At 67.0% G+C, this 21,379-nt stretch carries 20 protein-coding genes; 6 read left to right on the top strand and 14 right to left on the bottom strand.

The window, feature by feature from the left end:
• Positions 1 to 6 precede the first annotated feature (6 nt).
• A complete protein-coding gene (locus HY699_09765; GenBank protein MBI4516086.1) occupies positions 7 to 1,347 on the top strand; it encodes a hypothetical protein in 1,341 nt (446 codons plus the stop codon).
• 48 nt (positions 1,348 to 1,395) lie between these two features.
• Here the strand turns inward: HY699_09765 and HY699_09760 are convergent, their stop codons facing one another.
• The 8 genes from HY699_09760 to HY699_09725 all read right to left on the bottom strand — a co-directional run bounded on the left by HY699_09760 (position 1,396) and on the right by HY699_09725 (position 9,766).
• On the bottom strand, positions 1,396 to 2,367 hold the full coding sequence (locus HY699_09760; GenBank protein ID MBI4516085.1) for an LLM class F420-dependent oxidoreductase: 972 nt from the start codon (positions 2,365 to 2,367) through the stop codon (positions 1,396 to 1,398).
• Positions 2,368 to 2,590: 223 nt separating this feature from the next.
• Complete coding sequence (gene nagA, locus HY699_09755; protein ID MBI4516084.1) at positions 2,591 to 3,748, bottom strand: N-acetylglucosamine-6-phosphate deacetylase; 1,158 nt, start codon at positions 3,746 to 3,748, stop codon at positions 2,591 to 2,593.
• 10 nt (positions 3,749 to 3,758) lie between these two features.
• Positions 3,759 to 4,499 carry an SIS domain-containing protein gene (locus tag HY699_09750; protein ID MBI4516083.1) on the bottom strand — a complete coding sequence of 247 codons (741 nt, stop codon included), beginning with the start codon at positions 4,497 to 4,499 and terminating at the stop codon, positions 3,759 to 3,761.
• Entirely contained in the window at positions 4,483 to 5,781 is a 1,299-nt protein-coding gene (locus HY699_09745; protein ID MBI4516082.1) for a neutral/alkaline non-lysosomal ceramidase N-terminal domain-containing protein, read from the bottom strand. Before HY699_09745 ends, HY699_09750 begins: the two co-directional genes overlap by 17 nt.
• The gene (locus HY699_09740) at positions 5,778 to 6,770 is read right to left on the bottom strand and encodes a hypothetical protein (GenBank protein MBI4516081.1); all 993 of its coding nucleotides are present in this window, start codon (positions 6,768 to 6,770) and stop codon (positions 5,778 to 5,780) included. The genes HY699_09745 and HY699_09740 overlap by 4 nt, the downstream gene beginning before the upstream one ends.
• Before the next feature lie 102 nt (positions 6,771 to 6,872).
• The gene (locus tag HY699_09735) at positions 6,873 to 7,649 is read right to left on the bottom strand and encodes an SDR family oxidoreductase (GenBank protein MBI4516080.1); all 777 of its coding nucleotides are present in this window, start codon (positions 7,647 to 7,649) and stop codon (positions 6,873 to 6,875) included.
• 66 nt (positions 7,650 to 7,715) lie between these two features.
• Positions 7,716 to 9,287 (bottom strand): matrixin family metalloprotease, encoded by a 1,572-nt coding sequence (locus tag HY699_09730; protein ID MBI4516079.1) that lies wholly within the window; start codon positions 9,285 to 9,287, stop codon positions 7,716 to 7,718.
• A complete protein-coding gene (locus HY699_09725; GenBank protein ID MBI4516078.1) occupies positions 9,284 to 9,766 on the bottom strand; it encodes a hypothetical protein in 483 nt (160 codons plus the stop codon). The genes HY699_09730 and HY699_09725 overlap by 4 nt, the downstream gene beginning before the upstream one ends.
• Before the next feature lie 153 nt (positions 9,767 to 9,919).
• Between HY699_09725 and HY699_09720 the strand changes: the two genes are divergently transcribed.
• On the top strand, positions 9,920 to 11,131 hold the full coding sequence (locus HY699_09720; protein MBI4516077.1) for an MFS transporter: 1,212 nt from the start codon (positions 9,920 to 9,922) through the stop codon (positions 11,129 to 11,131).
• A 5-nt stretch (positions 11,132 to 11,136) separates the two neighbouring features.
• Here the strand turns inward: HY699_09720 and HY699_09715 are convergent, their stop codons facing one another.
• On the bottom strand, positions 11,137 to 12,450 hold the full coding sequence (locus HY699_09715) for a 4-hydroxybutyrate CoA-transferase (GenBank protein MBI4516076.1): 1,314 nt from the start codon (positions 12,448 to 12,450) through the stop codon (positions 11,137 to 11,139).
• Between the two features lie 111 nt (positions 12,451 to 12,561).
• On the opposite strand from HY699_09715, the gene HY699_09710 reads away from it, so the two are divergent.
• Together HY699_09710 and HY699_09705 are read left to right on the top strand one after the other, a co-directional pair.
• Positions 12,562 to 13,218 carry an HAD-IA family hydrolase gene (locus HY699_09710; protein MBI4516075.1) on the top strand — a complete coding sequence of 219 codons (657 nt, stop codon included), beginning with the start codon at positions 12,562 to 12,564 and terminating at the stop codon, positions 13,216 to 13,218.
• Between the two features lie 23 nt (positions 13,219 to 13,241).
• The gene (locus tag HY699_09705) at positions 13,242 to 14,060 is read left to right on the top strand and encodes an SDR family oxidoreductase (GenBank protein MBI4516074.1); all 819 of its coding nucleotides are present in this window, start codon (positions 13,242 to 13,244) and stop codon (positions 14,058 to 14,060) included.
• A 19-nt stretch (positions 14,061 to 14,079) separates the two neighbouring features.
• On the opposite strand, the gene HY699_09700 is transcribed toward HY699_09705, so the two are convergent.
• Genes HY699_09700 through HY699_09685 form a run of 4 tightly spaced genes read right to left on the bottom strand, consistent with a single transcriptional unit; the run spans position 14,080 to position 17,887 of the window.
• On the bottom strand, positions 14,080 to 14,472 hold the full coding sequence (locus tag HY699_09700) for a YkgJ family cysteine cluster protein (GenBank protein ID MBI4516073.1): 393 nt from the start codon (positions 14,470 to 14,472) through the stop codon (positions 14,080 to 14,082).
• Positions 14,469 to 15,227 (bottom strand): NDP-sugar synthase, encoded by a 759-nt coding sequence (locus HY699_09695; GenBank protein ID MBI4516072.1) that lies wholly within the window; start codon positions 15,225 to 15,227, stop codon positions 14,469 to 14,471. Before HY699_09695 ends, HY699_09700 begins: the two co-directional genes overlap by 4 nt.
• Before the next feature lie 16 nt (positions 15,228 to 15,243).
• Positions 15,244 to 16,320, bottom strand: a complete 1,077-nt coding sequence (locus HY699_09690; GenBank protein ID MBI4516071.1) for a phosphotransferase — start codon at positions 16,318 to 16,320, stop codon at positions 15,244 to 15,246.
• Positions 16,321 to 16,336: 16 nt separating this feature from the next.
• The gene (locus tag HY699_09685) at positions 16,337 to 17,887 is read right to left on the bottom strand and encodes an acyl-CoA carboxylase subunit beta (GenBank protein MBI4516070.1); all 1,551 of its coding nucleotides are present in this window, start codon (positions 17,885 to 17,887) and stop codon (positions 16,337 to 16,339) included.
• Positions 17,888 to 18,049: 162 nt separating this feature from the next.
• Here HY699_09685 and HY699_09680 point away from each other — a divergent pair, with 162 nt between their 5' ends.
• Both HY699_09680 and HY699_09675 read left to right on the top strand, forming a co-directional pair.
• Positions 18,050 to 18,769 (top strand): hypothetical protein, encoded by a 720-nt coding sequence (locus HY699_09680; protein ID MBI4516069.1) that lies wholly within the window; start codon positions 18,050 to 18,052, stop codon positions 18,767 to 18,769.
• Between the two features lie 34 nt (positions 18,770 to 18,803).
• Positions 18,804 to 19,319 (top strand): CoA pyrophosphatase, encoded by a 516-nt coding sequence (locus HY699_09675; protein ID MBI4516068.1) that lies wholly within the window; start codon positions 18,804 to 18,806, stop codon positions 19,317 to 19,319.
• 18 nt (positions 19,320 to 19,337) lie between these two features.
• Here HY699_09675 and HY699_09670 read toward each other — a convergent pair whose 3' ends face one another.
• Positions 19,338 to 21,371 carry an Rne/Rng family ribonuclease gene (locus HY699_09670; GenBank protein MBI4516067.1) on the bottom strand — a complete coding sequence of 678 codons (2,034 nt, stop codon included), beginning with the start codon at positions 21,369 to 21,371 and terminating at the stop codon, positions 19,338 to 19,340.
• Positions 21,372 to 21,379: the final 8 nt, after the last annotated feature.

Genomic DNA, 21,379 nt, shown 5'->3' with positions numbered 1-21,379 from the left:
CTCTTCTTGTCAAGCAAATTCTGGCGTTTCGCCAGCCGATTGTGCGCCATCGCGGTCGCGGTGGCCGGGGCGGGCGCACCAGCGGGCCTGGCACATGCCGCATCAGCGGACGCCCACACGGGGTTGCCGGCGGCTCGCTTTTGGGAAGCAATCGCCATCGAAGCGAGCGAGCTGCCGGGGTTTTTCGGAGCCGCCCGGGGCGATTTGGCCCTGTTGGCGTGTGGCGCCGAATGCACACTAATTCCTTGGCAGCTCGACGAACGCGACGCCGGCGGGCGCTTGGTGCTCGATCAGGGGCCCGCGCCCGACGCCGATGATCCGCCCGATGTGCTCGATGCCAACGATATCGTCCTGTTCATGGCCAGCGATGCCGGCGAGCGCGCGCCTATGGACCCGGATGCAACGCTGGCCTCCGCGCCCGGTGTTAGTGCCGCCGTCGAAATCGAGATCTCCGACCCGCGCACGGCTCAACGTGCGTGGGCCTATCTCGTGCGCCGTGCCGGTCCGGCGCCGCCGGCGTACGTCCACTACGATGCCGCTAGTGACCGCATCACCTGCGCGCGTGTGGCCCTCGGTTTCGAGCGCGGCACGCCGCGTTACCTCGCCCCGGTGCAGCCCGCGGGCCAGCCGGGCGATAACTGGCTCGATCGGATGAAGATCCGCGCCACTGCCCGCTTTCTGTGGGGGCTCATCTCCGTCACCCGCACCGAGGACGACATCCAAGCTCAGCTGGTGGCGTGGCGACGAGGTCCGATTCGCGTCATTCGCCGCCAGCGCTTGTGGGTGCGACTCGCCTGGGGTTGGCGCACACCGATCCTAGCTTCCGAGGCCTTCTTCTATCGCGACTTCGCCGAGCTGCCGGTGCGCTTCCGGCTCAACTTCCCGCCGCGCCTGCTGTTCACCGACGTCGCCATTCGCGCCGCACTCGACTTCCGCGAATTGAGCGGCTGGGATCTGGAAACTTCGGGCTCGCGCCGCCGCCTGCGCGTCGATGGCCGCATGGCGGCCGAGAAGCTGGCGCTGTCACGGCAAGCGGGCGAGTGGTTCGCGCTGCACGGGCCGGCGACCACTCTGGTTGAGGCGCTGGCGCTCAGTCCGTCGCTCGCCAGCTTGCAGCCACGGCTCTACTACCGCGAGGGCCGCGCCGAGGACGATTGGCCGGAATCCGAACGCGGCGAGATGCCCGGCATCGGCTTCAGCCTGAACCGTTGGAACCACGTTGATCGCGGCGAGCACTGGTTTGCCTCGAACAGCTACGCCCTGCCGCCGGAGCAGGGTGTAACCGAGTTCATGGCGACCTTACAGCAGCCGCTGCGCGTGACCGTGCGCCCATATCCGAGCCACTAGACTGTCGCGACCCGAAGGGTGGGCCGCGCCGCCAGTGTGAGGGCTGGGCTACAGCAGCGGCCGGACCTCGCGCATGAAGCGGTGCATCTGCTTGCGACTGATGGGATCGGCAAAGCCACAGATGATCGTCTGCACCCCGAAGTCGATCCACGGCCGTAGCCTCTCGGCCACTTCGGCAGCGGTGCCGAAGATCGCGCCGTGCTCTTCGTAACGCCGGCGCAACATTTCGACCGGAATGGTCTTCGGCACCCGTTCCGAGAGCACGCCGTTGATCTCCTTGTGGTGGTCCACGATCACCATCGGCAGCACCACCGTCAGCGCAATCTCGTCCGGGTTGCGGCCGATGTCTTTGCAGTGCTGGCGTAGGATGGCGACTTTGCGGGCGTACTCGTCGAACGGCAGATTCGCGTTCCAGGCATCGGCGTAGCGGGCGACGTAGCGCAGCAGCACCTTCTCGCCGCTGCCGCCGATCAGCAGCGGCGGATGCGGCTTTTGCAGCGGTTTCGGCTCGCAAATGGTGTCCTTGAGCCGATAGTACTGGCCGCTGTAAGTCACACGCTCCTCGGTCCACAGGCGCTTGAGGATTTCGCAAGCCTCCTTGAGCATGCGCAGCCGGGTGCGGATGTCGGGAAATTCGTAGCCGTAAGCTTCATACTCCTCGGCGTACCAACCGGCGCCGACGCCGACATCGAGCCGGCCGCCGCTGATGACATCGAGGCAAGCGGTAACCTTCGCCAGGTAGGAAGGACTGCGGTATGAGTTGCAGGTGACCATTTGGCCGAGGCGGATGGTTCTGGTCGCCTCCGCCAGCGCGCTCAGCGTGGTGAAGCACTCGAAGGTGGCCTCGGCGGTCTTTAGTGGGAAGGTGTGAAAATGGTCAACGATCCACGCCGACTCGAAGCCGGCGGCTTCGGCGGCAACGACGTTAGCCCGCGTTGTCGCCCACTTCTGGGCTGCGCCCTCGACGTTCGACAACTCGAGCAACCACCCGTTAGGAATCGAGACCCCGAATCGTGGCATGGCAACCTCCCGCGGCCTGCGCCGGCACCACTTCTAGCCACGCGCCGGTGTTGGGGCAAGCCAAGTTGTGGCGCACTGCGGCCGCCGGTCTAGCTGACCTGAAACTCGATCGCTGTCTCGGCACCATCGCCCTACCCGCATCCCTTCGCGGCTCCAGGCTTCGTCGGCCCAGAGCTCATGGGGGTCGCGGCTCTGGGGCGGCGCAAGTGCACCGCTTGGCCGGTCACACTTGCGTGCCGCCGCGCCACGTCCGCACCACGCTGAAATCGCCGGCGAGCATGACCAGGTCGGCCTCTTGACCGGGGGCGATCGCGCCGCGGCGCTCGCTGAGACCGGCCACCTGTGCCGGCGCTTGCGCGGCCGCGTGCACCAGATCGGCGAGCGGCCGTGCGGGTTGCCATTGGCGCAGGTTGCGCAGTGCGCGGTTCAACGTCAGACAGCTGCCCGCGAGTTGCCCGCTGGTAGCCAGCCGCACCGCGCCGTTCGCGATCAGACAGCGAACTCCGAACATTTCGTACTCCCCCTCCGGCAAGCCCAGCGCGGCAACTGCGTCGCTGATCAACACCACCTTGCCCCGCGGCTTGCAGCGCAACGCGAGGTCAACGACGTGCTCGCTGAGGTGGTGGCCATCACAGATCAGCTCAGTAGAGAGGCGGTCGTCGGTGAGTGCGACCCCGAGAATGCCCGGCTCGCGCTGATGCAGCTGGCGCATGGCGTTGAACATATGGGTGATGTGCGTGACGCCGGCTTGTACTGCCAGCTCCATCTCGGCTTCGGTCGCGTTGGAGTGCCCGGCTGCCACCACTACGCCGCGTTCGCGCACTTCTCGAATGAAGGGGATTGCTCCGGCCACTTCCGGGGCCACGGTTACCAAGCGGATCATGCCGCCGCACAGGTCTTGCAACCTGTCGAACTCCTCGATCGACGGCGGCCGCATCCACGCCGGGTCTTGTGCCCCTGCGCGCTGCGGATTGAGGTATGGCCCTTCGAGGTTGATGCCGAGAATGCGCGCGCCCGGCTCGTTGCCGGCGGCGGCGGCAACGGCCCGGACGGCCGCGTGCAGTGCCGCGGGCGCGAGCGTGGCAATAGTCGCCATGAAGCCGGTGGTGCCGAAGCGCGCCAGCGTTCGCGAAATGGTCTCCAGCTGATCGGCGTCGCCCGACTCGCACATGGCGCCGCCGGCGCCGTGAACGTGGAGGTCGATGAAGCCAGGGGCCACGATATGGCTGCGGGCATCGACCAGTTCAGCTCCAGCCGGGGAGAGGCCGGGGCCGACGTGGGTGATGACGCCGTCGTCGACGCGCACATCGGCGCCGGCGAGCAGCCCGTGCGGGGTCACCACATCGCCGCCGCGCAGCAGCAATCCACCTCTTGTGGTCATGGTCATGCACTCACCAATGTCGGATGCGATCGCGATAGCGCTCGAACGCCGCCAGCACAGCGCTGAGATCGACGCCGTCGATATTACCGCTGGGCAAATTCACCACGGTGGCACCTGCGGCCACCAGCCTTTCCATCGCTCCGATCAACACGGCGTGCAAGAGCACCGCACCGGCAATCGTCGAGGTCGGTCCCACCGGATAGGGCACACTGGGTAGCTGCAAACAGGCATCACCGGCGGCCCCGCCGTTGTCGAGCACGACATCGGCCACCTCGAACAACCGCTGCCTTAGCGGCGCCCGCGGCGGCGACGCCGCCGATTGCCGGAGGTTAGTGAGCGCAATCACCGTCAAGCCCCGCGCTTTCATCAGTTGCGCCATCTCGACCGGCGCCGGATTGCGGCCGGAATTGGAAATCACGATCCCGACGTCGCCACGCCGCAGCTGGTAGCGGCCGGCGATCTCGGCCGCCGCTCCCGGCGTACGTTCGGTGGCCGTGCTGGCGCGCGCGCCGCTGCTGAGCAGCACGCTCGGATCGAGCATGGCCTGGATCGGAATCAGTCCGCCGGCACGGTAGAAGACCTCTTCCGCCAGCAGGTGCGAGTGGCCGGTGCCGAACAGGTGAACGACCCCATCGGCGCGCAGCGCGGTCGCTACGATGTCGGCGGCGCGCGCGCTTGCTTCGCGCTGACTCACGCGCAGTCGGCTGAGCAGTGCCAGCACCGCCTCGAAGTACTCATCCGAGCCGTTCATTCGCCCTGCCTGCCGTGTCAATGAGGCCGCACCGGATCGACTCCTCGCACCTAGGGTCGACCATGGCGATCAACGCTTCGTAACCGCCCGCCGCCGCCTCAGCGTGAGGAACGAAATATCCCAAGTAGTCGTTGGCGTACCCAACGACGAGCGTGCGCTCGCCCAGCTGCTGGTGCAGCCAGCGGCCGGCGCCCGAGAATAGCTCGCCCGGTGCCGCGACAATCGTCAGGTCACCGCAGTGAAGCGCTTGCAGTTCGGCCCGTGGCGGCCGGCAGCCGAACAACGCCTCCCAACCGCCGCGGTTACTCAGCCACAGCTCCGCCTGCGCCCCTTCCACCCGCGACTGGGCCAGCCGGACGGCAGCAGCATCAGCGCTGCGTTGCTGCACTGCGGCCAAGTCGTCGAGCGCAGCTTGCAACTGCGCCGCCGCAAACTGGGGCGACGCCAGCTCCCGCCGGCGCACCGGCACCGAGCGCGTGACCGCCCCCAGCGGCACGGCCGCCGGCAGCGGCAGTGCGCCACGCACGGCGGCGGCGATGGCCTCGGCGAGCCGGCCGCCCAAGCGCTGCACCTCCGCGTGCGTTTGCTCACGTCGAGTGAAGCGAGTGCTGACGTCGCCGGCGGCGCCGTTTGTCAGCATCACGGGGGCGTGCAGAAGTTTCGCCGCCTGCGTGGCCGCGGCACCGAACAAATCGCCCGAGTACGCATGATTCGCCGCCGGCAGCACCGTCGGATGGCAGGCGAAGTTGGCAACCACTCCGGCCAGCTCGCCGGCGGGCGTGTGGGCCGCCAGCACACGCACGGTTTCATCCACCGACAGCGACGGATCACGGCGATTCGCCGCCACGCCCCGCGTTGGTGCGGTGCCAAATCGAATGCCGGCTGGTACCGCCGCGCGCTTGGCTTGCGCCAGACACGACACGGTCTGCTCAATCAGCTCGGTTTCATACTTTTGGACCTCGGGGGCGGTGGCAATCGCCGAGCGAAACACCCCCGGCCCGGCGTGGGTATGCGTGGCGGCAATCAGACAGTGCGGCCCCGCGATGCCGAGCCGTTGCTCCACCCGCTGCCGCACCTGCGCAGTCCAACTGCCGAAGACGTGCACCAGATCGAAGACCATCACCGCAACCGGCTCGCTTTCGTCGTCGAAGTACGCAGCGCGGCAGTACAACGGATCGAGAACGCCGTCGGCACCGCCGGCGCGGGCACCGTAGCCGCCGAGCGGCAGGCCGAGCGGCGGGGTGATATCGCGTTGGGCAAAGCCGGCGCGCAGCGCCGTCACCGCTCCGCTCCCAACGTCGCCCGCAAGGTTGCGGCGATGGCCGGAGTGAAGTCCACGCCCAACTCGCGCAGCGCCAGCTTGAGCGCGCCGGCCACCGGCGGGAATTCGGGCCGCACCACCGTCGCCAGCGGGCAGGCGGCGATAATGGTGCGGCGAAAGGATTCGAGGATGCACTCGCCGGCGGCAAAGACGGCGCCGGTGTATGCGACCGGTGCAGCGCATTCGCCGAGCCCTAGGACACGCAGCGCGATGACGGCGTGCAGGCCCAACTCGGCGCCCGCCTCCGCTAGCACTGACTGTGCGACCTGATCACCCCTAGCCGCTACTTCGACGACGGTGGTGGCCAGGCGGGCGATGGCGTCACGGGTCAGCGGGTCGCCGTAAATGCGCAAGGCGACGTTGATGTAGTCGCTGACGGCGAGGACGCTGACTAGCCGCTGCGTCAACTCTGTGCGCGGGCCGCGGCCGTCGGTGGCGCGCGCGCCGGCTCGCAGCGCGCGCACGGCGATGTCATAGGCGCTGCCCTCGTCGCCCAGGATGTGGCCCCAGCCGCCGACTTGCCGGGTGTCGCCGGCGGCGTTGCGGCCCCAGCACACCGAGCCGGTGCCGGCGGCGACCACGACGCCGAAATCCGTGCTGAGAGCGCCCCAGAAGGCGGCCACCATGTCGCCGATGGCGCGCACGCGGGCGTTGGGCAACAGCTCCTGCACCAGCGCCTCGACCAGTTGTGAGCCCATGCCATCAGGGCCTACACCGGCGCTGCCCGCCATGGCCAGGCCAACCGCGGCGGCTTCCACCTGCGCGGCGCGGCAAGCCTCAGCGATCGCGTCCGCCACAGCCGCGCGCGCGGCCTCCCAGCCCGACAGAATGTGATTTCCCGGTCCGCCACAGCCGCGGCCAAGCACGCTGCCGTCGCGGCGCACCAGCAAGCAGCGCGTCGAGCTGCCGCCGGCATCCAGAGCCAGGATCAAGTCCGGTTTGTCCGTCATGGTCGCGGGAAATCTTCATACCTTTCAGTCGCCAGCCTTACCAGCCCTTCATGCCGGGGTTACGACAAGAAAGTGACCGCTGGCGGCGCTTCCACTTAGTCCTCAGCGTAGCAGATCGGGTTGCTTGAACGCGGTCCAGCCGCGGTCACAGTTGATCACGGCGCCGGTGAGGCTGCGGGCTTCGTCGCTGGCGAGGAAGACCACCAGATCGGCGATTTCCTCGGCCGTCTGCAAGCCGGTCATGTGGCCCTTCTCGAAGCCGCGCTTCATCTCCTCGCTGCCCCAGATCAGCGCGTTCATCGGGGTGTCGACGTAGCCGGGGCTGATGGCGTTGACGCGAATGTTCATCGGTCCACAGCCGACGGCCATCGACTTGGTCAGCATGGCCACGCCGCCTTTCGAGGCCGCGTAGCCGTCCAAGCCACCGAGCGGCAGGTGGGCCATCGACGAGGCGGTGTTGATGATCGCGCCGCCGCCGGCTTGGGCGATCTCGGGGATGGCGTACTTCGAGCAATAGAAGACGCTCGACAGGTTTACCCGAATCACGCGATCCCACACCTCCGGCTCCACCCGCGCGGTAAAGCCGTCGTCGAAGGGCAGCGCGATACCGGCGTTGTTGTAGAGGATGTGAAGGGCGCCAAAGGCGGCAGCGGTGTCGCGCACCAGGCGCTCGGCCTCGGCGGCGGCGCCGGCATCGTGCTTGCCGCTGCGGCTAGCGCCGCCGCGCGCGCCGATCAGCTCCGCAGTCTCGCGCGCGGCCGCTTCGTTGATGTCCGAAGCGAATACCTTGGCGCCGGCCGCCGCCAGCGCCAGCGCCCCAGCACGCCCCAGGCCGGAGCCGGCTCCGGTAACAATGGCAACTCGATCCTTCAGTCGCATACTGCTCTCCCCTTCGCTGCCGCTAGTCCCTCTCAAGTGGGCTCGCGCCCGTTTCTCGCCACTTGCTTACTCGCAACCGCTGAGGGCAGCGTTGACCGCCTGTACCAGCTCATCGACGGTCACCGATCCGTCGTCACTCGAATCAAACTGCGGGCAGACCTCGAGCGTGGTGTTGCCGAGGGCGATGTTGACCCCGCGCACCAACTCATCAACGGTTACGGCGCCGTCGTCATCGCAATCGCCGACGCAGGGCAGCGGGGCCGGGTTGAGGCGCAGCGCGGCGGTAAACGCTACCGGCTGGCCGACGGCAGTCAGCACGATCGTGCGGCCACCCGTCGCCGCGCCGCGGTCGATGGCGACGCGAAACAACAGGAAGGGGAACGGCGCCGAGTCGCAGGTCGCGTTCAGCACGCGGCGGCTGTCCAAGTCCACAGTGATGTCGGGCCCGAGGCTGATGCCCTCGACCGGGACCTGATCCACATTCGCGCCTGCCACCGCTAACCATTGCTCGCTGCCCGCGCTCACCGCCAGCGGCCGGGTCGCAACAAAGGCGGAAATCGAGCCATTGTTGAGCGTTGCCGGCCCGATCTGGGCCGGATTGACCGCTGGCGCACCGGCGGCGAGCGAGAAGTTCGCGGTTGTCGTCTGCTCGGCGACCACGTCCACGCCGTCGTGGAACTGCGTGGCGAAGTCGACGGTCAGCACGGCGTTGTTATAGATACCAGCACCGCTGAGGTTGCCGAAGCGCACGCAGTGATCCGCCGGCACCGAGCTGTGCGGGCCATCGAGCGGCTCGGCGTACAAGGTGTAGCGGCCGGGTGCGAGTCGTTCGATCGCATACGTCCCGCCCGGCAAGGTGAGGGCGCTGGCAGCGACCGCTCCGCGTTCGGAGAGCGCGACCACGTGCGCCCCAAAGGCGGGCGCGCCGGCGACGGTGACGCTGCCGGCCACCGTGCCGCTGCCGGCGCCGGCCGGGTAGAGCGCGTTGGCCCCGGCAACGTCGTCGGCGTCCAGCTGGCGTTGCAGCACCGAGGCGAGCGGCCACATGGCTGCCGATTCCACGCCGGTATGGTGCAGGCCGATGACGTGGCCGAACTCGTGCGTGGCCACTGCTTGAACATCGAACTGCCCGGCGTCTTGCAGCTCCTCGTCGGTGGCCAGCGTGGTGGTGAACGCAAGCGCGGGGTTGAACAGCACGTCCGCCTCGATCAGCTCGGAGCCGCTATAGAAGTAGAGCGTCAGCCCGACCACGGCCGCGCCGCCGGCCATCTCGAAGATCTCGCGATTGGGGGTGGTGTCGGCGAACGAGACCAGGTTCACGCCGTCTCTACCGCCCGAGACGGCACTCGTTGTGCCGTCTTGAAAGCGCACCGCCGACACCGCCGGAAACCGGCTGAGCGCCCGCCGGATCGCGCCGGCGGGATCACTACCGGCGGCCATGTTGGGCAGGCTGGCGCTGATCCGATCGCTGAGCTGCATCAACACGGGTTGCGACGCTGACGGCCAGCGCAGCGGCGAGCTTGCCGCGCTCGTACGCACCAGCGTGTAGGCGTGCGCGCCTCCAGTCAGCGCCGGCAGTACGGCGACGACGAGCGCGGCACAGGACACGAAGCGATTGGCCAGCGGGGGCGCTGTCATTGGCCCGCCCAGCGCGCAAAGTCTTCCAGCGCCATGCCGTGGATAGTGTACTGGCCGGCGGAGTAAGCCAGCGCCACCGCTGCACCAGCGCCGCCGGCCAGAACGTAGTGTGAACCGAATTGACTGCGCCGTAGCAGCAACACGACGGCGACGTTCGCGGGCACGCTCGCTGTTAGCGCCGAGCTGCCCATGACAACATCACCGACGCGCCCACCGAGCGTTTGCAACGTCAGTGTCGCGCCGGTTGAGCCCTTGAAGGCGCGCTCCACCTGGCACTGACGGCGAGTGACGATAATCGGTGGTGCGTCGGCCCACTTGCTCTCACCGCTGTCGCAGTGCGCCAGCACCACCGTATCAGCTGCCCGAACCAGCTGCTGGAGAGTCGCGAGCGCCGCGGGTTGCCCGGCGCGCACCGCGGCCGCCGGCCCCGCTAGCGTGGCCACAATCGTCAACCGAGTAAGCAGACGCCGCAGGCGCATTTGGCGATCCCACCGGGCCGCATCTTACGGCGCTCGGGCACAGACATCCAGACCGGAAACGCGGGTTTCGCGACCAGCCGGCGAATCGAGCCGGGCGACGCATTGCCCGAGCACGGCCCCCTTGGTAAGCCTCGGCGGCCATGCGAGGCCACGATGACGCAACCCGAGGGTAGCGCGCTTAGCGAGGCTCCGGCGGCGTGGCGGCGCAACTTGTACGTTCTGTGGGCGGTGGAGTTTGCGGCCTTCGTCGGCCTCTCCATGATCTTGCCGTTCATTCCGCTGTACGTGCGCGATCTGGGGATCACGGACGATGCCGCGGTCTTGCGCTGGAGCGGGCTGGTGTTTTCGGGCCCGTTCATGGTGTCGTTCATTGCCACGCCGATTTGGGGTGCGCTCGGCGACCGCTACGGCCAGAAACTGATGGTGGTGCGTGCGCTGCTGGGCAGCGCGCTGGTGTATGTCGGCATGGCCCTGGCCGGCTCGGTGGAGACGCTGTTCGTCTGGCGGCTGGCACTCGGCGGCGTCTCCGGGTTTCTGGCAGCGGGCATGGCGCTGGTGTCGGTGACGGCGCCGGATTCTCGGCGCGGCTATGCCTTGGGACTGTTGCAGAGCGTGGTGCCGGCATCCGGGTTGATCGGACCGTTGCTCGGCGGTGTGCTGGCCGACCTCATCGGCTACCGCTGGATCTTTCTCGTGGTTGCGGTGCTATGTCTGGCCGGCGGGATAGTCTCGGCGATGATGCTGACCGAGGTGCGGGCAGCGGCGGCGCCGGTGGCGCGGGTGTCGGTACGCAGCAACCTCGAGCTGGCGTGGCGCAGGCCCGAGCTGCGCAACGCGCTCGTGGCGGTGCTGGCGGCGCAGAGCCTGATCACGACGCTGCAGCCGATCTTCGTGCTCTATGTGGAACAGCTCGGGGTCGAGCAACGCCTGCTAGCGACGACCACCGGGGTCTTGTTCGCTGCCACCGGCATCACCTCGTTGATTGCCGCGCCTTGGTGGGGGCGGCGCGGTGATCGGCTTGGCTTCCACACGGCCATGACCCTGGCGCTGCTTGGCTGTACGGTGGCGCTGCTGTTGCAAGGCTTGACCACCGGTGTGGTGCAGTTGCTGGTCTTGCGTCTGCTCTACGGCGCGTTCGTGGCCGGTGTGCTACCCACGCTCTTCGGTTTCATCACCGCGGCCAGCCCGCCCGAGCGGCGCGGCGGCGTGATGGGCCTCAGCTCGAGCGCCACCATGCTCGGCAACCTGATGGGGCCGCTGGCCGGCAGCTGGGTCGGTGCCCACCTGGGATTGCGGGCGGTGTTCTTCGTCTCGGCCGGGGCGATGGTGCTGGTGAACCTGCACGCCCGCCGGCTGCGATCGTAGCGCGATCAGAAGAAGCCCTTCGGAATCAGATTCTTCTCGCGCGCTTCCCTTGCGAGCGACTCGCGGAAGTCGGGATGCGCAATCGCGATCAACGCCGTGGCGCGCTCGGCGACCGACTTGCCCTTGAGGTTGACCATGCCGTATTCGGTCACCACGTACATCACGTCGGTGCGCGGCGTGGTCACCACGTTGCCCGGGGTCAGGGTGGTCACGATACGGCTCTGCGGCTCGCCGCGCTTGTCGTACGTCGACGACAGACAGATGAACGACTTGCCGCCCTTGGAAGCATAGGCGCCGCGGACAAATTGCAGCTGCCCGCCGGTGCCGGTGAGATGGCGATGACCCGACGATTCCGAAGCCGCTTGCCCCTGCAGATCGATCTGGGTGGTGTTGTTGATCGAGACCACGCGCTCGTTCTGCATGATGTTCTGCGGCAGGTTGGTGTAATCGACCGGGAAGCTTTGCACCGCTTGGTTGCGGTGGATGAAGTCGTACTGCTTGCGCGAGCCGGCGGCGAAGGTGAACACGATCTGATGCCGATTGAGCGTCTTGCGCGCCCCGGTGATCAAGCCGGCTTCGCAGAGATCGATCATGCCGTCGACCAGCATCTCCGTGTGAATGCCGAGGTCGCGCACGCCGGCTTCTTTCAGCAAGGCGCAAACGGCGTTGGGCATGCCGCCAATGCCGATCTGCAAGCAGGCGCCGTCCTCGATTTCCGCGGCGATGAGGGCCGCGACCTGGCGGTCGATCGCGGTGGCGGGCGGGTTGCCGGCTTCCGGAACCGGGCCCGCGCCGCCGTCGATGACGTGGTCCACGTCGTTGACGTGCACCGACTCTTGCGCGCCGAAGACGTAGGGCATGGCCTCGCAGGTCTCGACGATGAGGACTTTGGCGCGTTCGGTCATCGCCTTGTGATAGGTGACCGCGCCGCCGAAGTTGAAGTAACCGTGCGCGTCCATCGGCGTAGTCTTGATGCAAACGACGTCGATGGGGTCGACGAAGCGGCGGTAGTAGTCGGGCGCCTCGCCGAAGTTCATCGGGATGTAGTTGCAGCGGCCGGCGTCGTGCTGAGTGCGATCGTAGCCGGAGAAGTGCCAGTTGAACCACAGGAAGTGCTCGCCGGTGCGATCGGCCTCGAGCACCGCCCGCGGCCGCATTGTCAGGCACGAGCGAATCTTCACGCCGCGCAGCTCGTCCGTGCGCGCCGCCAGCGCTCGGTCGAACCGATCCGGTTGGCCCAGTCCAAAGCCGTAGTCGAGCCAGTCGCCGGATTTCACCAACGCCGCCGCGGCCTCGGCGGAGATGAGCTTGGTGCCAATTGAGTACGCCACTGGTACCGAGGTAAACCAAATGGCGAGGGAGATTCAAGCAGTCGAGCGAGGCTTTAAGCCGCTTGCTGCCTCTGGTAGGGAAGCGGCTGGAGCTTGCTCTTGAATCCGTTCGACCTGCTCATACTTGACCTCGACGGGACCTTGGTTGACAGCGAGGCGATCCTCGTCGGGATGGTGAATGCCACGCTGTCGGCGCACGGCTATCCCTGCGCTGACGCTCGCGCAGTGGCTGCAACCATCGGGCTGCCGCTCGACGAGGTCTTCCAGCGTGCGCTCCCTGCCGATGCTGCGGCGGCCATACCGGAGCTGTGTGTCAACTACCGCCGACGCGCCGACGCGCCGGAGTTCGTCAGCCAGTTTCGCTTGTACCCGGGAGTGATGGACACGCTGGCGGCGTTGCGGGCCGCGGGCAAGCGGCTGGTTGTCGGCACCAGCAAGGCAAGGGCAACCACGCGCGACATTGTGCGCCATTGCGCCATCCAACACTTGATCGACGAAGTCATCGGCGGCGACTGCGTCACCCGCGGCAAGCCGCACCCCGAGATGCTGGAGCGGGCGCGGGCGCTGTTCGGCACGCCGGCGCAGCGCACCTTGATGGTCGGCGACACCAGCTTCGACATCGAGATGGGCCAAGCCGCCGGCGTTGCCACCTGTGCCGTGACGTACGGGATGCACGCGGCCGACACGCTGCGCGCGCTGGCGCCGGATTTCGTCATCGACCGGTTCGAGTCCCTGAGCCACTTGGTCATCAGGTGAGCGAGTCAATCACGGAGAAGCTTATGAAGCTGGCAGGCAAGGTGGCGCTAATCACGGGTGGCGCGCGTGGCATCGGGCGGGGGATTGCGCTGGCGCTGGCGCGGCAGGGCGCCGACATCGCGATTGCGGAAGTGGAGCGGATGGCCAGCGCCTCTCAGCAGTACCGCGCGGCCGCGGTGAGCGGCTTTCAGGCGGCGGGCGATACGGTGAGCGAAATCCAGGCTCTCGGCCGTCGTGCCACCGCCATCGAGGCCGATGTCACACAGTGGCCGCAGGTGCAGCGCATGCTGGCCGACACCATGACGCAGCTCGGCCAGCTCGACATCCTGGTGTGCAACGCCGGCGTGGTGCACATCTCGACGGTCGAGAAGATGCCCGAAGAGGAGTGGGACCTCACCATGGCCGTCAACGTCAAGGGCGTCTTCCTCACCTGCAAAGCCGCGCTGCCGATCCTCAAACAACGGCCCGATGCCTGCATCATCAACATCGCCTCGGTTGCGGGTAAGAACGGTTCGCCGGGCATGGCGCACTACTGCGCCTCGAAGTTCGCCGTCGTTGGGTTCACCAATGCGCTGGCCAAGGAGGTGGCGCGCTTCAACATCCGTGTCAACGCCATTTGCCCCGGCATTCTGCGCACACAGATGTGGGAGTACCTCGCCGACACCCTCAAGCAGAAAGGCGAGTCCAAGGAGGAGTCGTGGCAGCGCTACGTCGCGAGCTTGATCCCGCTGGCGCGGCCGCAAACGCCGGAGGACATCGGCCAACTGGCTGTCTTCCTGGCAACGGCGCCCAACGTCACCGGCCAGGCGATCAACGTCGACGGCGGCATGGAGCTGCACTGAGTCGGCGCCCGCGACCCGCTCATAGATCCGGCCGCCGGATGACGAATTCTATCACTTGGTCGTAGTGAAACTCACAAACTGCGGCAGGCAGGGCCATGTCGCGCACCGGCTGGTCGTACCAAGGATAGCCGCGGCAGACCAACGGGCGCTCGGGGTGACTCTGGCAGCGGCCGTCGTCGCCGAGTTGGTCGCAGCAGTAGAAGTAGGTGTCGGCCGGCAGACGCGAGGCATAAAACGGGTTGCGCCGCAGCGCCTCCGTTCGCGGCAACGGGTGCCAGTGCTTGGCGGCGAAGATCATGTCGGACGGGATGCCGAGCAGGCCGGTGATGGCGGCGATCGCCTGAATTTCCTCCGGCGACTGCTCGACCGTCAACACGCGGCAGCAGGCGCCGCATTGATTGCACGTGGTCATGGCCTAGGGTTGCCTGAGTTCCACCCCGCATCCAGAAAGCGCAAGCGCGTGCTCAACATATCGTGCCGGCCGGCAACGAGCCCAGCGGGCGTATCCAGGACACGCCAGTAGCCGGTGTAGCGGTAGCCGTAGAGCGCTTCGCCTGACCGCAGCAACGCCGGCCCGCTGTGCTTGGTGATGCTGAACACGCCGGCGTCGAGATAGTCGAACAGCCGCGGCTCGAAGACCCACACACCGCCGTACATCAACGGCGTCAGCGGCTCAGCCGCGGCGGCGGGAAAACCGAGAAAGCGGCGCACGCGATCATCCGCGTCCACCTCGATGGCACCGTAGCGTGTGACCTCGGGATCGGCGCGCAGCAGCATGGTGCCGATACCGCCGCGCCCGTGGTGATACGCCAGCATCGCCGGCAGATCGAGATCGACGATGGTGTCGGCGTTCAGAATCACGAAGGTGTCGCCGCGCAAGAACGACTCGGCATTCTTGATCGCCCCGCCGGTGTCGAGAATAGGGTCTTCCTCCGAGTAGGTAATGCGAACACCGTAGTCGCTGCCGTCGCCCAGGGCGGTACGAATCTGCGCCCCGAGGTAGTGGAGATTGATCAGCACCTCGGTGATCCCGGCCGAGCGTACCAGCAGCAACGGGTAGGCAATCAGCGGTCGCCCGGCGACGTCGAGCAGTGGCTTGGGAATCTGCTCGGTGAGCGGACGCAGGCGCGAACCCAGCCCTGCCGCCAATATCATCGCCCGGGTCATAGACCCCTTCCGCGCTCTATTCCCGCAGCTCAGGGAAGTACGGCGCCAGGATGGCGTGCACGTTCGCCAGGGCACGGTCGCGCGCTAGTAGGCGGCGGATCTGGCGTAGGGTGGACGGCAAGTAGCGCAGGTAGCCGGGCTTGCCTTTCACTAGATTCAGATAGTGGAAGCGGCCAACCACTTTGAAGGCCTTCTGCAAAGCGCAGGCGAAGTACTGCCGCCGCAGGGCGTCGCGATCCCACTGCGGGCCACCGCGCAAGTGCCACTGGGCGTGGAAGTAATCGAGCAACTCGTCTTCCAGTGATCCGATCTTGAGCCTGGTGTCGCGATCGCCGAGCAGGGTGGCCAGATCGTAGGTGGCCGGCGCCAACAAAGCGTCCTGGAAGTCGATGACCCACACGTGACCGGCGTGAACGAACAGGTTCCAGCTGTGGAAGTCCCGATGCGCCAAGAAGCGCGGCTCGCCGTCGAGTTGCTTGGAGATGGCCGTGAAGTGCCGGCGCAACTCGGTCAGCTCGGCCGGCGGCAGCGGATTGGGGAGTCGCTGCTCCAGGCCGTATTCGATGAAGTGCTCGAACTCCCAGTTGAAGAGCCGTTCGTCAAACGCTTGCTGGAAGGCGATGCAGGTATCGTCGCGCCGGCGTGTGCCTTCGAGTTCGATGATCAGCAGCTGATCGATGGCGTCGCGGTACAACTGCGCAATGCGAGGCGGGGGCAGGTCCTGGATGACGTCCCACAGCGCGCCGTCACCGACGTCTTCGAGCACCACGTAGCCGCACTCGCTGGCATCGAGATACACGCGCGGCACCCGAACACCGAGCGCGCGCAGGAAGCGGTAGACGTTGATGAAGGGCAGCTCCTGTGGCGGCGCCTTGAAGACCGCCAGTTCGTCCGAGGAGATCGACAGGCCGCTGTCGGCGAGGACCATCACGACAGCCGACTCCGGCACCCCGGCGCCGTGCAGCTGCACGCGCAGGTAGCGGCGAGTCGAGGCGTCGCCTGCCAGCGCCAGGATCGAGTCAATTGCGGCAGCCGGACCGAAGCAGCGCTGTACCAGCTCCGCGATGCGCGTGTTCTCGGCAGTCACGGTCAAGTGGGCGCCGGCGGCGCTATAGCGGAATGCTGCCGTGCTTCTTGGGTGGGTTCTTGTCGCGCTTGTTTTCGAGCACCTGCAAGCAGCGGATCAAGCGCGGCCGGGTATCCTCCGGCATGATGACCTCGTCAATGTAGCCCAGCTCGGCGGCCTTGAACGGGTTGGCGAAAGTCTGGCGGTAGTCGGTTAGCAAGCGGGTATTCTCTTGCGCGGCGTTGGCCGCGCTCTGGATCTCGTCGCGGAAGATGATGCTCACCGCCCCCTCGGGGCCCATAACGGCGATCTCGGCGGTCGGGTAGGCGAAGTTGAAATCGCCGCGGATGTGCTTCGAGGACATAACCACGTAAGCGCCGCCGTAAGCCTTGCGCGTGATGATGGTGACCTTCGGCACCGTGGCCTCACAGAAGGCGTAGAGCAGCTTGGCGCCGTGACGGATGATGCCGCCGTACTCCTGCGCGGTGCCGGGCAGGAAGCCGGGAACATCGACGAAGGTGACGATCGGGATATTGAAGCAGTCACAGAAGCGCACGAAGCGCGCCCCCTTGACCGAGGCATCGATGTCGAGGCAGCCGGCGAGATGAGCCGGCTGGTTGGCCACGATGCCCACCGGCCGGCCGCCGAGGCGAGCGAAGCCGACTACCATGTTCTTAGCGAAGTCCTTGTGGACCTCGAAGAAGTGGCGGTCGTCGACCACGGCCGTGATCAGCTCCTTGATGTCGTAGGGCTTGTTCGGGTTGTCGGGGATTAGGGTGTCGAGCTTCTCGTCGCGCCGGTTGGCATCGTCGGTGCAGGGCACGCACGGAGGATCTTCGAGGTTGTTGCTGGGCAGGTAGGAGAACAGCTCGCGGATCATCTGCAAGCAATCGCGCTCGTTGCGAGCGGCGAAGTGGGCCACGCCGCTGCGCATGTTGTGAGTGGCGGCACCGCCGAGATCCTCTTTGGTAACCTCCTCGTGGGTTACGGTCTTGATGACATCGGGCCCGGTGATGAACATGTTGCTGGTTTTTTCGGCCATGAAGATGAAGTCGGTCATCGCCGGCGAGTAGACCGCGCCGCCGGCGCAGGGGCCGAGGATCGCCGAGATTTGCGGGATCACCCCCGAGGCCATGACGTTGCGCTGAAAGATGTCGGCGTAACCCGCCAAGCTCACCACGCCTTCTTGGATACGCGCGCCGCCCGAGTCATTCAGGCCGATCACGGGCGCGCCCGTCTTCATCGCCAGGTCCATCACCTTGCAGACCTTCTCGGCAAAGGCGCCGGAGAGGCTGCCGCCGAAGACGGTGAAGTCTTGCGAGAAGACATATACGACGCGCCCGTCGATGGTGCCGTAGCCGGTGATCACGCCGTCGCCGGGGATCTTCTTCTTCTCCATTTCGAAGTCGGCGCAGCGGTGGGTTTTAAACTTGTCGGTTTCCACGAAGCTGCCGGGATCGAGCAAGGCATCGACGCGCTCGCGCGCGGTCAGCTTACCGCCCGCGTGCTGGCGCTTGATCCGCTCCTCACCGCCGCCCAGCTCGGCTTCGCGGTGGAGCTGTGCGAGTTTATCGAGGTTGTCTTTGAGGCTCATAAGTGTGAATCCCGGCTTCGCGGCGAGTGACGGTTCCTTATTATGCGATCGGAGCGAATTCAAGGCGCGCTACCCCCGCCCCGCAGGCGCCGAGGCCCCGGCCCGACCCCGGGGCCTGTGCAGGCTTGACTCGCCCCCTGGGTCAGGGTTCAGGGTGAGGGCATGCGCGGAGCACATGGACAGAAGCCTGAGGAGATCGCTCGTCTGCACGACCAGAGCCTGAGCGAACTGTCGCCGAGCGTGCGCGACTTTGCGCTCTACATCTCGACCCAGCGCCGAGAGTTAGCGGTGATCGCACGGGTGCAGCACAGCGATCCGGAGACCGGCCGTAGCTGGCCGGCGCGCGACTTGGTTGCGTACGCGGCCGCGTGTGATGCCGCTGAGGTGGCGGCGCTCGCCGTCGTCACCTCAGCGCCGCGCGGGTCGCTGGAGTTGCTGGCGGCCGTCGCTAGCCGCACCCAGGCGCCGATCCTGCGCGACGATCTCACCCTCGATCCGCTCCAGATCTACGATGCCCGCCTCCATGGCGCAGACGCAGTGGTCCTGCCCGCGGCCGATCTCGATGACGCTACGCTGGCAGAGCTGGTGCGCGCGGCCGGCTCGCTCCACCTCGCCTCGGTTGTCGAAGTGCAATCGTCCGCGGATCTGACACGCGCGCTGGCGTTGCGCCAGGTGCTCATCGGTATCAGCGCCGATCCGGCGGTAACACGGCGGCTGGCGCAGGCGGTGCCCGCCCATCGCACGGTTATCGCGCTTCGCGATCCCGGCGATCTAGCCGCAATTCGCAGCCTGCGCGGCGAGGTCGATGCCGTGGTCGTGGCCGCGCTGCTACTCGACAGCCCGCAGGTGGCAGCGACACTGGGGCAGATCACCGGGTCATAGCCCCCGCCGAGACCGCAAAGGGGGAACAGCGCTGGTGCCCCAACTCCATCCACCTCGACGCGCCGCGGTGCTGGTGCCGATCATCACGGTCGCGGGCCATAATCACGCCGTCTTTATCGAGCGCAGCCAGGCCGTGCCCGTCCACCAAGGCGACATGGCGTTTCCCGGCGGGCGCCATCATCCCGAACGTGACCAGAGCCTGTGGGCCACCGCGCTGCGCGAAGCCGAAGAAGAAATCGGCCTGCCGGCAGCCGACGTGGAATTGCTGTACGCGTTGCCGGAGGTGCGGACGTTCAGCTCCAACTACGTCATCTCACCGTTCGTCGGACGAATTGCGAAGCCGTGTGAGTTTCGGCCCGACCCGCGCGAGGTGGCCCGCGTGGTCACGCTCTCCGTCGCCGCCTTGCGCGACCCGCGCGCCCACCGAACGGTTCGCCGCCGCCTGAGTTCGGGGGCCGAGATCGATGCCCCGGCCTTCGTCGTCGACAGCCATGTGGTATGGGGCGCCACACAGCGCATCACCGTCGAGTTGCTGCGCGTGCTGCCGTAAGATGGCGGCACCGCTGAACTAGGAAGCAGCCGGGCCGGGTTTAGTGCGGCGGCGCGCTGCGGTGCTGTGCCGGCGGGTCGGGCGCTTGGGTTTTTCTTCGGCCGCCGGGGCCTTGGTCTTGGCCCGCGGCGCGGGTTTCGTCGCCGGTTTGGCTGACCGCGTAGCGCGGGTGGTGCGGCCGCCGCCGGCGCGGCCGCGCTTGGGGCGCGCCGCCGCCGGCAGCGGGGCGGCGGCTTCTGTAACCGGCGCTGGAACATCCGCGCGTGGCGGCGCCTCGGGCCAGGGGTCACGGGGTATTGTAGCCGCAGGGGCTGCGCTCGGCGGCGCCGGCTTATGCCTGGTTGATTCCTCCCTTGGCTCTTCTGCCGCAGTCAGCGAGGCGTGCGCGCCCAATGCGCTCAGCGTCTCGGCGATGGCGGCCGCGGCTTGCTTACCCCGGCCGCGGCGGCGGCCACGCCGGCGCCGGCGCCGCCCGTTTTCCACTGGAGCGCCCGGTGCCGCCGCCACCGGTGGCGGGGCGGGTTCGGCCGCAACCACCTGACCCGGCTGAACCGGTGCGGCCGGCTGCGGCGTGCGGCGGCGCTCTTCGAAATCGGCCTGGTGCGGCATCAGCTTCTCGCTCAGGGCCACCTGGATGCGGGTGCTGTAACGCGACTCCAGCTGCGCCAGGTCGTCGCGCTTTTGGTTGAGCAGATACACCGCCACCTCGCGCGGCAACGTAACCCGCAGCCCAGCCAGGTCCCCTTGCGCGATCCGGTTGTGCAGCTTGCGCAGTGCCACCAGCGCGGCCGACTCGGTGGTGCGCACCAAGCCGTGGCCTTCACACATCGGGCAAGCGGTATAAGTGGCCGCTGCCGCCGCCGGGCGCAGTCGCTGGCGCGAGATTTCGAGCAAGCCGAAACGCGAGATGCGGCCAATCTCGTGCTTGGCCTTGTCCGGCCGCATCGCCTCGCGCAAGGTCTTCTCGATCTCCTGAGTGTGCTGCGCCGCGCGCATGTCGATGAAGTCGATCACGATCAGCCCGCCGACATCGCGCAGCCGCAGCTGCCGGGCAATCTCGACTGCCGCCTCCTGGTTGGTGCGAAAGGCGGTATCCTCTTGGTTGCCGCCGCGGATCGATCCGCCCGAGTTGACGTCGACGGCGGTTAGGGCCTCGGTGCCGTCGATGACTACGCTGCCGCCCGATTTCAGCGACACCCGCCGCTTGTAGATGGATTCGATCTGGCCCTCGACGTTGAAGCGGGAGAAGATCGGCTGGTCGCCGTCGTAAAGGTGCAACGCGGACACCTGGTTCGGCATCACGTGACGCAAGAAATCGAGCGCGCGTTGGTAAACCTCTTCGTTGTCGACGAAGATTTCGTTGATGTCGGGCGTGAAGTAGTCGCGGATGTTGCGCAGCACCAAGTCGTGCTCGCGATACACCAGCGCCGGGGCCGGCTTGGTGGCCGCGGCCTCCTGAATCGTCTGCCACAGCCGCTCGAGGTAAGTCAGGTCGCGCGCCAATTCCTCGGAGTCCTGATCGAAGCCAGCGGCGGTGCGCACGATGATACCGCAGCCGGCCGGGGGGTTGAGGTTGGCGATGGCCTGGCGCAGCTTGATGCGCTCCTCGCCCTCGATGCGGCGCGAGATGCCGGCCTCGTCGGAGCCGGGCAGCAGCACCAGGTAGCGGCCGGGCAAGGAGTAGAAGGTGCTCAGCGTCGGCGGCTTGGTGCCGAACTCCTCCTTGACGATCTGCACCAGCACCGGTTGACCCGGCTTGAATACGTCACTGATGGTGCGGCGCCGGCCGTTGCCCTCGAGCTGATCGTCTTCGGGCAGGTTGCGGAAGCAGACCTCGTTCAGCGGTAAGAAGGCGTCGCGCTCGCCCCCGATATCGACGAAGGCGGCATCCAAGGCCGGATGGACCCGATGGATCGTGCCTTTGTAGATGTTGCCTTTGAGGTGCGAGCGGCTGAACGATTCGATCTCAAACGATTCGAGGACGCCGTTGTCGATGACCGCCACGCGGTTTTCCTCGGCGTGGGTCACGTTGATTAGCATGATCTTGGACATTCACTTCA

This window comes from Deltaproteobacteria bacterium (assembly GCA_016210005.1).
Classification (GTDB): Bacteria; Desulfobacterota; Binatia; order HRBIN30; family JACQVA1; genus JACQVA1.
Note: the sequence above shows the minus strand (reverse complement) of the source record. Positions and strands in the feature narration are given on the sequence as shown.

Excerpts from the sequence above, each read along its gene's own strand:
- HY699_09760 (MBI4516085.1), bottom strand. The coding sequence starts at position 2,367 with ATGCCACGATTCGGGGTCTCGATTCCTAACGGGTGGTTGCTCGAGTTG.
- nagA (MBI4516084.1), bottom strand. The coding sequence starts at position 3,748 with ATGACCACAAGAGGTGGATTGCTGCTGCGCGGCGGCGATGTGGTGACC.
- HY699_09750 (MBI4516083.1), bottom strand. The coding sequence starts at position 4,499 with ATGAACGGCTCGGATGAGTACTTCGAGGCGGTGCTGGCACTGCTCAGC.
- HY699_09740 (MBI4516081.1), bottom strand. The coding sequence starts at position 6,770 with ATGACGGACAAACCGGACTTGATCCTGGCTCTGGATGCCGGCGGCAGC.
- HY699_09735 (MBI4516080.1), bottom strand. The coding sequence starts at position 7,649 with ATGCGACTGAAGGATCGAGTTGCCATTGTTACCGGAGCCGGCTCCGGC.
- HY699_09730 (MBI4516079.1), bottom strand. The coding sequence starts at position 9,287 with ATGACAGCGCCCCCGCTGGCCAATCGCTTCGTGTCCTGTGCCGCGCTC.
- HY699_09725 (MBI4516078.1), bottom strand. The coding sequence starts at position 9,766 with ATGCGCCTGCGGCGTCTGCTTACTCGGTTGACGATTGTGGCCACGCTA.
- HY699_09720 (MBI4516077.1), top strand. The coding sequence starts at position 9,920 with ATGACGCAACCCGAGGGTAGCGCGCTTAGCGAGGCTCCGGCGGCGTGG.
- HY699_09705 (MBI4516074.1), top strand. The coding sequence starts at position 13,242 with ATGAAGCTGGCAGGCAAGGTGGCGCTAATCACGGGTGGCGCGCGTGGC.
- HY699_09700 (MBI4516073.1), bottom strand. The coding sequence starts at position 14,472 with ATGACCACGTGCAATCAATGCGGCGCCTGCTGCCGCGTGTTGACGGTC.
- HY699_09695 (MBI4516072.1), bottom strand. The coding sequence starts at position 15,227 with ATGACCCGGGCGATGATATTGGCGGCAGGGCTGGGTTCGCGCCTGCGT.
- HY699_09685 (MBI4516070.1), bottom strand. The coding sequence starts at position 17,887 with ATGAGCCTCAAAGACAACCTCGATAAACTCGCACAGCTCCACCGCGAA.
- HY699_09680 (MBI4516069.1), top strand. The coding sequence starts at position 18,050 with ATGCGCGGAGCACATGGACAGAAGCCTGAGGAGATCGCTCGTCTGCAC.
- HY699_09670 (MBI4516067.1), bottom strand. The coding sequence starts at position 21,371 with ATGTCCAAGATCATGCTAATCAACGTGACCCACGCCGAGGAAAACCGC.